Source organism: Desulfosporosinus sp. OT (assembly GCF_000224515.1).
Lineage (GTDB): Bacteria > Bacillota > Desulfitobacteriia > Desulfitobacteriales > Desulfitobacteriaceae > Desulfosporosinus.
In genome coordinates, this window is the sequence record NZ_AGAF01000112.1 from 34,540 (window position 1) to 47,061 (window position 12,522).

The 12,522-nt window shown below is 40.7% G+C and carries 15 protein-coding genes; 2 read left to right on the forward strand and 13 right to left on the reverse strand.

The genetic code is table 11. The annotated features are described in order from the left end of the window. Positions 1-6: 6 nt before the first annotated feature. The 8 genes from DOT_RS10310 to DOT_RS10345 all read right to left on the reverse strand — a co-directional run bounded on the left by DOT_RS10310 (position 7) and on the right by DOT_RS10345 (position 5,754). The gene (locus DOT_RS10310; protein WP_050809860.1) at positions 7-708 is read right to left on the reverse strand and encodes a hypothetical protein; all 702 of its coding nucleotides are present in this window, start codon (positions 706-708) and stop codon (positions 7-9) included. Between the two features lie 2 nt (positions 709-710). Then, positions 711-1,616 (reverse strand): bifunctional enoyl-CoA hydratase/phosphate acetyltransferase, encoded by a 906-nt coding sequence (locus DOT_RS10315; protein WP_009617972.1) that lies wholly within the window; start codon positions 1,614-1,616, stop codon positions 711-713. 38 nt (positions 1,617-1,654) lie between these two features. Beyond that, on the reverse strand, positions 1,655-2,713 hold the full coding sequence (buk, locus tag DOT_RS10320) for a butyrate kinase (protein ID WP_009617973.1): 1,059 nt from the start codon (positions 2,711-2,713) through the stop codon (positions 1,655-1,657). Between the two features lie 208 nt (positions 2,714-2,921). Beyond that, positions 2,922-4,109 carry an NlpC/P60 family protein gene (locus tag DOT_RS10325; protein WP_009617974.1) on the reverse strand — a complete coding sequence of 396 codons (1,188 nt, stop codon included), beginning with the start codon at positions 4,107-4,109 and terminating at the stop codon, positions 2,922-2,924. Between the two features lie 587 nt (positions 4,110-4,696). Further along, entirely contained in the window at positions 4,697-4,960 is a 264-nt protein-coding gene (locus DOT_RS10330; RefSeq protein ID WP_009617977.1) for a spore coat protein, read from the reverse strand. Positions 4,961-4,974: 14 nt separating this feature from the next. Then, positions 4,975-5,184 (reverse strand): hypothetical protein, encoded by a 210-nt coding sequence (locus tag DOT_RS10335; RefSeq protein ID WP_009617979.1) that lies wholly within the window; start codon positions 5,182-5,184, stop codon positions 4,975-4,977. A gap of 40 nt (positions 5,185-5,224) precedes the next feature. Continuing rightward, positions 5,225-5,527 carry a spore coat protein gene (locus DOT_RS10340; protein WP_009617983.1) on the reverse strand — a complete coding sequence of 101 codons (303 nt, stop codon included), beginning with the start codon at positions 5,525-5,527 and terminating at the stop codon, positions 5,225-5,227. 11 nt (positions 5,528-5,538) lie between these two features. After that, positions 5,539-5,754: a hypothetical protein gene (locus tag DOT_RS10345; protein ID WP_009617985.1), complete on the reverse strand. Its 216-nt coding sequence runs from the start codon at positions 5,752-5,754 to the stop codon at positions 5,539-5,541. Positions 5,755-6,026: 272 nt separating this feature from the next. On the opposite strand from DOT_RS10345, the gene DOT_RS10350 reads away from it, so the two are divergent. Continuing rightward, complete coding sequence (locus DOT_RS10350) at positions 6,027-7,133, forward strand: DUF362 domain-containing protein (protein WP_040411822.1); 1,107 nt, start codon at positions 6,027-6,029, stop codon at positions 7,131-7,133. Positions 7,134-7,347: 214 nt separating this feature from the next. On the opposite strand, the gene DOT_RS10355 is transcribed toward DOT_RS10350, so the two are convergent. Further along, positions 7,348-8,487 carry an MFS transporter gene (locus DOT_RS10355; RefSeq protein WP_083824062.1) on the reverse strand — a complete coding sequence of 380 codons (1,140 nt, stop codon included), beginning with the start codon at positions 8,485-8,487 and terminating at the stop codon, positions 7,348-7,350. Between the two features lie 351 nt (positions 8,488-8,838). Between DOT_RS10355 and DOT_RS10360 the strand changes: the two genes are divergently transcribed. Further along, on the forward strand, positions 8,839-9,246 hold the full coding sequence (locus DOT_RS10360; RefSeq protein ID WP_009617992.1) for a MerR family transcriptional regulator: 408 nt from the start codon (positions 8,839-8,841) through the stop codon (positions 9,244-9,246). Between the two features lie 274 nt (positions 9,247-9,520). Here DOT_RS10360 and DOT_RS10365 read toward each other — a convergent pair whose 3' ends face one another. The 4 genes from DOT_RS10365 to DOT_RS31400 form a co-directional block, all read right to left on the reverse strand. After that, on the reverse strand, positions 9,521-9,943 hold the full coding sequence (locus DOT_RS10365; RefSeq protein WP_009617993.1) for a universal stress protein: 423 nt from the start codon (positions 9,941-9,943) through the stop codon (positions 9,521-9,523). A gap of 269 nt (positions 9,944-10,212) precedes the next feature. Next, entirely contained in the window at positions 10,213-11,133 is a 921-nt protein-coding gene (locus DOT_RS10370; RefSeq protein WP_009617997.1) for a SufD family Fe-S cluster assembly protein, read from the reverse strand. Continuing rightward, the gene (locus tag DOT_RS10375; RefSeq protein ID WP_009617999.1) at positions 11,114-11,866 is read right to left on the reverse strand and encodes an ATP-binding cassette domain-containing protein; all 753 of its coding nucleotides are present in this window, start codon (positions 11,864-11,866) and stop codon (positions 11,114-11,116) included. The genes DOT_RS10370 and DOT_RS10375 overlap by 20 nt, the downstream gene beginning before the upstream one ends. Before the next feature lie 461 nt (positions 11,867-12,327). Next, positions 12,328-12,522, reverse strand: a 195-nt coding sequence (locus DOT_RS31400; protein WP_207637040.1) for a hypothetical protein, incomplete at its 5' end; no start/stop codon positions are given.

Genomic DNA, 12,522 nt, shown 5'->3' on the forward strand with positions numbered 1-12,522 from the left:
CTTGGTTCACTGGCCTTTAACCGAGCTCTTCCAACCCAAGTTTAGATACCGCTCAACTGGGATCCAATCCGGCTCCCACGCAAGTCCAACTTTTTCAGCCCATAGCGGGTTAACGCCACAAGCAACTATAGGTATTTTACTCTGCTCAATAAGGGTTTGCATTAATTTTTTTGCCGATTGCCAATCTTCAAGGGTCGTCCAATCGATTAGATTCGAATTATTGATCCAACCCTGAACTTTAAGGTGAGATTTTCTTTCTATATCCATTCTTAGGCTCTCGATCTCTTCAATCGTGTTACTGAACGGACGGAAAATATTCACAACTTGGAAAACCGCTACATCTGCCGCTTTAAGTAGAGTATGATATCTCCCTACTATCGTTGCGCCGGTTTCATTTCCTCCAACATCGAGTACCACGCGCCTTGTAGTATCCCGTAAAGCGCCGTCAATTTGTGGCGGTAGGGATGGGTTCTCTGCGAAGGCCAAATCACCCTCTGGGCGAATCACTTCAATCCCTTCGTCTTCTAAAGGCTTTGTTATTTCCCGCAACCGGAAATAGGGATTAATGAGGTCAAGATCCACCAACGCCACACGATGGCCGTCCCTTGCCCACTTTAAAGCCAAACTAATGGATAATTGAGTTTTTCCGGCGCCATACCCTCCTACCAAAACCAGCACTCGACGCTCTAGCAAAGTTGATCTCAGCATACTCATGATCCTCGACTCAGAGCAGCCATGCTTAAGGCCATGAATTTGCTCCTTGGGGTATCATTTCTTGATGTCATGACAATTGGAACCTGCGCCCCTAGCACAATTCCTGCCATCGTTGCTCCAGCAAAGTAAACCATAGATTTTCCCAATACATTTCCGACTTCAATAGTGGGAACTAGTAATAGGTCGACATCCCCATTGATCTGACTGGCGATCCCCTTGTGCTTCAACGCAGCCGCACTCACAGCTCCATCGAGAGCCAACGGCCCCTCCACGATTGCACCCGGGAATTCACCTGCTCGACTCATCTCTGCTAAGGCCTGGGCATCCATCGTCGCTGGCATTTTCGCGTTCGCCACTTCATTCGCGGCTAAAACTATTACATTCACCAAATCCATCCCAATACCCTTCAGGTATAATAAACCGTTATCCAGAATTTCTTTTTTCTGCGCCAAGTTCGGCGCAATATTCATCCCTCCATCGGTCACGAAGAGCAAACGGGAAAACCCGGGAACTTGAAATGCAGCGAAGTGACTGAGTAAGCGCCCTGTCCGCAATCCTCGGACGGGCCGCAATACAGCTCTCAAAAAATCAGAGCTATTTATTTGACCTTTCATTAAAAAATGGGCTTGTCCATTAACCACAGCATCAACAGCCTTATGAGCAGCTACTTCAGGGAGGGATTCATCAATCAATTCAGCTTTTTTTAAACTTAACCCAATCTCATGAGCTAATCGCTTAATCTGTTCACCATCGCCGACGAGAATAGGAGTAATGAGCCCTTCCTTTTCTGCTATCTTAATGGCCTCCAACACTTCTTTATCTGCAGCCACAGCCACGGCAACCTTTGCCCGGCCCTTGCTCTTTGCCCTGTCAAGTAACGACTCAAATCCGCTAAATCGCATTATTCTTTTTACACCCCATTTTTTAACCCTGCTATAACCTAGTACCTCAACGCTACTTCTTCGCCCTGCAGAACCCTTAACGCACCCAGAGCCAAGGCCTCCATCTCTTCTTCTCCTGGGACTACCACTACTGAGGAAATAAAGGAAACACGTTGAATGATCTCGCGGGTTATAAATTCAGAGTGAGCGAGACCACCTGTTAAAATAATCCGATCTACGTCTCCCGCCAACACGGTGGCCATCGCGCCAATTTCTTTGGCCACTTGATAGCACAAGCCCTCTAAGACAAGCTTAGCGTCCTGGTCCCCTTCATTCATCCGTTGTTCAGCAACTCGTCCATCCTTTAATCCGAGATAAGCGAACAGTCCACCTTCTTTAGTGATTTTAGCGAGTAGTTCTTTCTCAGAATACTTACCAGAATAGCAAAGTTTAACAAGTTGATAAGCTGGTAATGTGCCACTCCGTTCTAGCGAATAAGGGCCTTCATTATTCGCGTTATTCACATCAATCATTTTTCCTTTGCGGTGAGGGGCCACAGAAATCCCCCCGCCTAAGTGGGCGACAATCAAGTTTACATCCTGATACGATTTTCCCATCTCACGGGCCACTTTACGGGCAACTGCCTTCATATTTAAGGCGTGAGAGAAGCTTAAACGAGGTAGCTCAGGAAGTCCGGAAAGCCAAGCTACCGGCTCCATCTCATCAACTGAAACAGGGTCCACTATATAGACAGGAACTTTGATTCTCTGCCCCAAGTGAAACGCAATGATTCCTCCTAAGTTGGAAGCATGTTCCCCCCCTGGCGCATCATATAAGACCTTAACAAGAGCATCATCAACCACGTAAGTTCCTCCGACTAATGGCTTGAGCATACCACCCCGTCCAACTACAGCATCAAAGTTGTCAAGCAAAGTCCCTTTTTCCTCCAAAACTTTTAAAATCAGTTCAATTCGATATTCAGATTGATCCCCCACGCGAACAAAGGCATTGATTTCACTGGCTGGGTGATCTATCCCTTGCTTCCAAAGACAAGTTTCATTCTCATAGGCCGCGACTTTCGTCGACGTTGAACCCGGATTAATGGCAAGTACTTTCAAAGCCCATCCCCCTCATCGACAAGACAAAACATCTATGCTCCGCATCAATGTCGAAATTCATCAAAATTAATTATTTGATTATATCATAAAACGGCAGAAAATTAATTCAACTTTAGAGCATGTTTAGAGATTCCCCAAAACATTACGGAGTAACCAAAAAGAAGGCGTTCTTCATCTTTAGAAGGACGCCTTCTTTTTGATTCACTAGTTAGGGAGCGACAACACGCCGAGCTCCTAAATACCTGGCCTTCCAATAGGAATTTGTCATGTCATCGTATGATACGCCGCCATTGGACGAATTAATCATCGTATTATTCCCCACATAGATACCAACATGGGAAGCGCCTGAAGAGTATGTGTGAAAAAACACTAAATCCCCTGGACGTAATTCCGACCTTGAAACGGAAACTCCATTGTTAAACTGTTGCTCTGATGTTCGATTCAACGATATACCGGCCTGCCGATATACATATTGGACATATCCCGAACAATCAAATCCAGGCGATGGGCTCGTACCTCCCCAAACATAAGGTGTGCCGAGAAACTTAGCCGCAAAACTAAGAATTTGTTTCGCTCCACCTGACACTTTAACAGTACCTGCTACTCCCCCTCCAGACCCAGCTTGACTGGAATCCCCTGAATTAGAGCTATTTCTAGCATAAGCGGCTTCCAGCGCTTCCTGTTCTATCAATTTCTGAATTCTGCTTACGTTTGCTTGGGCAGACAAAGAAGCATTCAAGGTTGCTTTTTCATTAGCGCTTAATTGCGCAAGAACAGTTTTTTGTTTGTCAAGAGCTTGTTGAACGGCTTGCTGAGTTTGCTCTTTGTCCTGTAACGCAACTTGAATAGTCGCCTTCTTTTGGTTTATACTTTCTTTTTGGCTGTTCATGGTTTCGTTTAGGGCTATAATTTCCTTTTGAAGCTTACCATAGGTACCTACAATCATCTGAATTTTGTCCGCTCGTTCTATAAAATCAGGTAAACTTGTAGCGTCAAGCAAAACGGCTAGATATGTTGACGCACCATCCTCATAGTTACTTTTTAAAAACTTCCCTAAGGCTTCAATATGTTCCTGGCGCTTAACCTCGAGCTTCTGTTGTTGATCTTCTAACTCTTGAAGATGATGTTGTTCATCTGTCAATAATACTTGATCTCGCGCTATGCTATTATTCAACGCCTGAACGGATTGCTTTAGTGTCAATACTTGAGTCGTTGCCGTAGACACTTTGTTCTTTTGGGCATTCAATGTGCCTTTTAATTGATTGACTTTTTGTTGTGATTGTTGTAACTGTTGTTGCAGGTTATCCGCGCGTGCCGGGACCGCTGAAGCAGTAAAAAGCAAGACTCCTATGATACTGACGATGACTTTACTATGTATAAGGCGAATATTTTTCATTTATCGTTAAACTCCTCAATTACTCTTTTCATTTGTTTCAACATACATAGATTCGCCACAAATCCGGAAAATCCTTGTCTGATTCTACACAAAATGAAATGCCAAAAAAACCAACTCGCTTAAAATAAACAAAAGAGACTACCTTGATAGGGTAATCTCTTTACCTCTGTCATGTTACTTTTTCTTGTAAAAGCCTTGAGAAAATGGCACCTCAAAATTACAGGTGCCATAAATCCAAGAAGTAAGATTAAGATAACGAGAATAGATTGGGAATTTGGTGGCGATACAATCTCGGATTCTCCCGAATAAACTGCTGTGCTCCAGTTTATGGGAATATTTCCGACCCCATGCAAGTCCTAAGCAGCCCATAGGCTAGCGTTTCTATTTATTAGCTAGAGAGCTCCTATCTTGATGGAATATATTGTTAATGCCTAATGACAATATATGTCCTAATTGAGTTATCTGTTACCAGTTCAGATCAACCAACTTCAAAAACATAATTTCATCTAACTACAATCTTCTTAGAAATCGAAAGCCCCTCCGTGATGGAGAGGCTATTAAGTGGAACATGCAAGTAGTCTTTCATATTAAACTGGAGTGGGATTTGAAACCTGTTGCAATTGCTGATCCAGTGGAAGATTGGGCTGGTACCAATTTTTCTGAATGGCAAAGTCGCTTAGCTTAAAATGTTCATCGATGCAACTATTCATTAAGCTAACAAGCTTCTCTCTATATTGAGATGACGTGCTCTCGCCAAGTGCAACAGTGATCGAATGGATAGAAAACTTAGAGTCCTTCAACATGTCATTAACAATATCCTGATCGTTTAAGGAACTTGTGGTTTCTGGCATAAGAGAGCCTCCTTTTATTGAAGAGTACTACTTCCGCTAACTTGTTGCATTTCCTGCAATTTCTGACGTCGAGTCGCTAGAGTACTTTGGATAAAGGATGCAAGTTCCTGGTCCTTAACCATACTAGTGACCGACTCGATCTTTTTCACACCGAGCGTCTCATTACACAATATTTCATGCAATTTCAGCTTTTCATGATCAGTTAGTTCATTCGAGTTTTCCAAAACAGAATCCCTCCTTACACAAGTGCATGCTTTGTTAAAACTACTCAGTCAAAGTTTGGGCCTCTTCATAGTCACTTTTTACCTGTTCAATTGGAGACAAACGCGGTAAGTACCAATTATTTTGCACCGAAAGGTCAACTAAACGAAAATGGTTCTGTACAACCTCATTAAGTTGCTTCTTCAGAATTTCTCTAAGTTTAGAATCGGTCGTTTCTGTAACTGCCATAGCTATAGTGTTCAGTACAAACTTCGAATCTTTTAGCATATCCAAGGCTACATCTTTCTCCGTCATTTCTGTGGTATCAGTGGTTTCAGTTCCAAATAGGTCCTCTAACCATCCCATAAATACACCTCCTATTGCAGCACTCCACTGCTAATAAATTGTTTGAGTTCGCCAATGTGTTGTTCTTTAGTCTTTACGACATCATCAATATAACTGGCTAGTTGACTGCCTTCTGGGAGTGTCGTGCTACTTGATCTAAGTTTTTTCATCTCCATTACTTCCATGCTAAGAAGTTCATGAAGTTCTACTAGTTCATACGGTGTAAGCGACTGATTTGGTACAGGCATTATTTACCCTCCTTTATGTAATCTCACCTGTATTAGTATGCATGATGGTGATACCGATTATTCAATTGCATTAGAGACATTGGTCACAAGAAATGGAGATGCCCAAAATATCTTCTTTAATACTAATTGGAATTTATTTAATTATAAATTAATTTTTCACTTGACTTAAAGTGCGCTTTAGGGTTTATGCTAATTAAAAAGAGTTAATTAAACTAACATTTGGGTGATCAAACTCCGTATTAGAATTCAAAAATTTTGGAGGTTATTTAAGCATGGAAAAATCAAAGGTATATTTTACAGACATGCACACGACCACGAAGGAAAATCTGCAGAAAAAGCTGAGCCGTCTGATCAAAACAGCAGGGATTGGTCAAATTGATTTTGGCAAAAAATACACCTCAATAAAAGTTCACTTTGGCGAGCCAGGCAATTTGGCTTATTTACGCCCCAATTTTGCCAAAACAGTGGTGGATATTGTGAAAGAACTGGGTGGCAAACCGTTTTTAACAGATTGCAATACGTTATATGTCGGTGGCAGAAAAAACGCACTTGATCATCTTGATTCTGCTTATGTCAACGGCTACTCTCCCTTTTCCACCGGTTGTCATGTTCTAATTGGCGATGGTCTGAAGGGAACTGATGAGGTTTTAGTTCCTGTCGAGGGCGGTGAATATGTCAAGGAAGCAAAAATCGGTCATGCGATTATGGATGCAGATGTATTAATTTCTCTGAATCATTTCAAGGGGCATGAACTAACTGGTTTTGGCGGTGCAATAAAAAATATTGGTATGGGTTGTGGTTCACGCGCAGGTAAGATGGAGATGCACAGCAGTGGAAAACCCCGTGTTTCTCAAGAACAATGTATCGGTTGCGCCATGTGCACTAAAATCTGTGCTCATAGTGCCATTACCATCACTGCGAGCAAGGCTTCCATAGATCACAGTAAATGTGTCGGCTGTGGACGCTGTATCGGCGTTTGCCCAACGAGTGCTACTTTGGCCGCCTGGGATGAGTCTAATGACATCTTAAATAAAAAAATGGCCGAATACACTTGGGCGGTATTGCATGAACGCCCTCACTTCCACATTAGTTTGGTAATTGATGTATCTCCTTTCTGCGACTGTCATGCAGAAAACGATGTGCCCATTGTTCCGAACGTCGGTATGTTTGCGTCTTTTGATCCGGTTGCCCTGGATGTTGCCTGCGCAGATGCGGTAAACCGTCAGCCAGTCATGGCAGGCAGTCTTCTTGAGAAAAGCGCTCGTACACATCATGATCACTTTACCGATATCGGCCCCAATACCGACTGGAAAGTGTGTATCGACCATGCAGTAAAGATGGGGCTGGGCAACAAAGAATATGAGTTGATTACAATTTAATGCGCCCACACTCAGTTTTGTTAATTATGCATTGAGGTATCTTCTTCATTTCCCTTGAATTCTATTTGAAGTGTTAATAAATATCATCATTCAACTAAGCAAAAAAATAAAAATAGGCTTAGCTGGTTTATGCCTGCTGAGCCTATTTTTTTCTTTAACTTTACTTTCACATGAGACACCTAATCTCAGGTTCCTGGACACTTGTCGAATATGTTTATTTAGATGTCAAAGTTTTTGCTTTATAACTCCTATGTATGACAACAGCTATCAATTGGGTCAAGAGTCCCAAAACGCAAACTCCATACCATTTGAAATGGGCATAGGAGAATGAGCCCAGATAAGAGCCAAGAGCTCCTCCGATAAAATACGAAACCATGTAGACCGTATTGATTCTATTACGTGCTTCATTGTTTAGGGCGTGTACTCTAGCCTGATTGGAAATCTGACATGACTGAACACCAAAATCAAGCAAAATAACACCGATAATCAACCCCCACAATTTAAACCCGAAAACAAAAAAACAAAGATAAGAAAGTATTACCGAAATCATAGCTATTCCGATTGTAAATCTTGGGCTGCGTTCGTCGGCTATCCTGCCGACAAAAGGGGCAGCCGTGGCTCCTGTGACACCAACCAATCCAAACAAACCAGCAGCATCTGACCCCATGTTATAGTGCGAGCTCTCCAGTAAAAATACAAGTGTTGTCCAAAATGCACTGAATGCTGCAAACATCAGTGCTCCGTTAAGGGATGCTTCTCTTAATACAGGAAGGCTTTTTGTTAAGTTCACCATAGATTTAAACAATTCTTTGTATTTTATACTTGACGTGGGAGGGCATAAAGGCAGTATTCTGCTTAAGAATATGGCCAATACGATCATCAAAGCCGCTGCAATCAAATACACCATTCGCCATCCCCAATATTCACCCACAAAACCACTGAAAGTACGTGACACCAATATGCCTATCAGCAAACCACTCATAACAGTCCCAATAATCTTCCCTCGCTCTTTTGGATTGGCCAGCTGCGCTGCGAAAGGAACGATTAGTTGAGGCACCACAGAAGTGAAACCTACAACAAACGATGCGATTGAAATCACTGTTATACTACCAGAAAAAAATACGAGCATTAGCGCACATGCTGAACAAATCAACATCGTGATAATCAAAAATCTTTTTTCCTTAATATCCGCCAAAGGCAATATAAAAAGCATTCCAAGAGCATATCCGATCTGCGTAAGCATTGCTACAAAGCCCACACTAACTTGAGTCACATGAAAAGTGTCAGCTATATCTACAAGTAATGGCTGAATATAATACAAATTAGCAACAGTGACACCACTAGCTACCGCCATTACTAAGACTAAAAATTTACTTAATTTAAAATCGTTAGTTTGAACTTTGATTTGTTTCAATCTGATCCTCAAGCCCCTTCTCCATAATTAGTAAAATAATTCACATTTATTCTATACCTATTTATCTCATTGTTTTTCTTGAACTATGTTGGGTAATACCAATTAGCTAAAGCATAATCAATAGTTCCTTCCATTTTATTTAAATACTTGAAATTCAGAATTAAGACGCTTATACTTATGTTACCATTTAAAGTTAGCTCTAAGTCAAGTTCTTTTTAGAACAAAGTTTTTTTATTCTAATTTGTATGCCATTTTTTTATTTTAAATTTTCCAATATAGAGGAGTTTTTATATGGGATATACTATTAGCCAAGTTGCTAAAAAATTTGATCTTACAGCTCACACAATACGATATTATGACAAAGAAGGTCTATTGCCATTTGTAGATCGAAGCAAAACAGGAAATAGAGAATTCTCAGACAGTGATCTAGATTGGCTGAAACTTATTTGTTGTCTGAAAAACACGGGCATGCCGATTAAACAAATCAAGCAATATATTGGATGGTGTCTGCAAGGGGATGATACCATAGAAATCCGACGGCAAATGTTTCTTGACCATCGTAAAGAGGTTCTTAAACAGATGGATAATTTGAAAGAAAACCTTAAAATAATTGATTATAAACTTGAGTTCTATGCTACCAATTGTAATATAAACGATAACCGTAACAAAGATTGTAACCAATTATCTATTGGAAAGTAAACGCGGAAACCGATGGGGCATTTTCGTTTACTTATATCATCTTTCTTTCGTAACGCAAAGAGGCTACCTCATTAGAGATAGTCTCTTACATGTTTACCTAGTGATAACCTCTTTCTCCAAGGGCTTGCGCCTCACCATGGAGGACTATTTTTCTGAACTGCATGGTTGATACAAATCCTCTGTTAAAACCTCTACTCCACAATTTTCACACTTAGCCATATAATAACCCCATCCTTTCTAAAATTATGCAACATTGACTAGCAGAGTTCACTTTTCACTTTACTATTAACACAGGACATTTTGCTCTGTGGAGGACATGCTGACTAACACTACCTAATAAGGAACCAGCAATCGCTCCATAGCCATGGCTCCCCATCACGACCAAGTCAATATGCTCATTTTCAACTTCTTTTAAGATAATGCTCGCTGGTTTTCCCTGTAGTTTTTTCTTAATCAAGGTGACATCACTAATATCGATTCCTTCAAGTGTAGCTTTTAATACAAACTCACCTTGTTGTTCAATTTGTTCCGACGAAACTCTATAAGCATAAACACTAGAGTCATACACTACCGGCCCGGGCATAACGAACAGAAGCTCAACTTGAGCATTAAATTCATGAGCAAACTCTAATGCAGTTTTCAACGCTCGTCGTGAATACTCTGAAGCATCTGTGGCCACCAATATTTTTTTCAACATAAACCCCTCCCCATAATCATTATTCCTACAACTTGTTTTTCTGCTAATCTCTTAAGTATTGGTCCATATTCACTCGTTTTCCCCACTAAGACCTTCACTACATCGCCATTAGTAACCAAGTCTATTTCCAGATGTTATACACCGATGTCAGTAATAAATTAATAATATTTTTGAGCACTACGCCAACTTTAACCTGCTCCTTAATATGGAATACTAATTCAAGCAAATTTGGGGTTGGTGATCTTTAATGCTGGCATGGAGAAACGGCATTATTTAAGAAAACCATTGAGAATGGTATCCTCTGCTTCCTTCTCCGAGAACCCAATTGACATTAATTTAATTAATTGTTCGGATTCGATTCGGCCAATGGCCGCTTCGTGCACAAGTTGTGCTTCACTATGATAGGCAGAAATTTTCGGTGTTGAATGAACCTGGGCATTATGCATGATAATGGCATCGCATTGGATATGACCACGACTTTTATTTCGTCCAACTAAATCAAAATAAAATTCTTGCTTGGAATTGTCCTGAGCAACAGACCGTGAAATAATTTGGGCTGAAGAATCTGCTCCTAATAATTCAACAGTAATACTGGATTCCGCTTCTTGATCCATATAAGTTAAGAGCCGTTCAGTGACCACAAGCTTTGCGTTATCTAAAAGTCTGATTTCAGTATCCCTTTTTGTGCGGTCAATCCCCTTTATTTGAATAAGTTCGAGTTCGACAACGGAACCTGCCTCGGCATCAATAATGGTCTTTGGATTCAAAACCCGCTGCCCTTGTCCTTCACCCTGTCCATAGTGTTTTTCTACGTACTTGAGTTTCGCCCCTTTTCTAACAAAAAAGTTATGTATTCCATCGTGCTGTGATGTGTGGTTTCCTGAATTATGGATTCCGCATCCGGCAACGACCAAAACGTCCGAGTACTCACCAATTTCAAACGTATTATAGACAACATCTGTGATATTGTCTTGAGTTACAATAACAGGAATATGAACACTTTCTCCTTTAGTATAGGGCTTGACGATCACATCAATCCCTGACTTATCCTTTTTGGTCACGATATCGATATTAGCAGTTGTATTTCGCTGTACCCCTTCACCGTTTTTCCGGATATTAAAAGCCCCCTGAGGTATTTCATGGAGATCAGCCACTTTTTCGAGCATCAGTTTATCCAGCGCATCCAGCATTTTGACCAACTCCTTTCTCACATTTAGTGCTACACATACAAGAACCGTTATTCAAAATTCCGGCAAGAATTATATCCCTTTCAGATTGCGCACTGATCATCCCATTAGACATTAAAATTATTTCATCTGCGAGTTCCATAATACGCTCTTGGTGGGAAATGATAATGATTGTTGTATCATATTTCATGTGAATGGTTTTAAATGTTTCCGCGAGCTTTTGAAAACTCCATAAATCAATTCCTGCTTCTGGCTCGTCAAAAACTGCAATCTTTAGATTTCGGGCAAGTACGGTCGCAATTTCAATCCTTTTCATTTCTCCCCCTGAGAGACTGGCATCCACATCCCTGTTCAGATAATCCTGAGCACATAATCCGACGTTATATAGTAGATTACAAATGTTTTCTTTTTCAGGATTAAATGAGGCAGCCATTTTTAGAAGTTCCTTAACTTTTATGCCTTTAAAGCGAGGTGGACTCTGAAAAGCATACCCAATACCCAGACGAGCTCTTTCTGTAATATTCATTTTTGTAATGTCTTGATCATCAAGCAGAATTTTACCTGAGGTAGTGTTAAAGACACCCATAATGATTTTGGCCAGTGAGGATTTACCCCCGCCATTTGGACCTGTGACAACATAAATTTTTTTATCATAGAATTTTAGATTTATGTTTTTCAGAATTTCAACCCTTTCATCTCCTTCTGATACTAGAGATGCTCCCTGAATTTCAAGCATGATTACTCCTCCTTCGTGCTTATCCACGTTTTAAAAATAAGGGTGTACCAATGATCCTCAATCCGTAGGTTAATGAAATGTCTAAATGATGTATTAAAATGCTCCCTGATGTAAGTTGATTTTTCAATCTCAGACATACAAATCTTCCTTTACATTTTCCTTTGTCAATAAATTGAATAATGTGGTAATTAAAATGTAACAAAAATAAATGCCATTATTATGACATTTATCTTGTATTTAAAATCTAAATTTTTTCATAATATCAACTAGAAAAGCCTGACTCTTTAGCGAGACATCATTCCCCAGTTTATGGTCTTGATTGAAAGTTGATCAGCAACGAAGACCATAGAAAAGACTACCTCATCAGAGATAGTCTTTTTGCTTATTTACCTGACGATACGAAAGGCACGATAGTGTCCGGTGGACACTATCGCCGAAAGCGCATAAACCCTTCACGCATACTATTGCGCTGAAGGATTAGTATCGCCGAGCCACCATACTCCAAAGAAAGACTTCGTGCGAAGGGAGCCTTTCGCCACACGGCGTCCCGTAACGCATACTCCTGCAGTGTGGATCGAACGGGTGGAACCCAGCCCCAACAGCTTCCATTTATAGCTTATAAGGAACACAGAAAAGACTACCTCGCTAGAGATAGT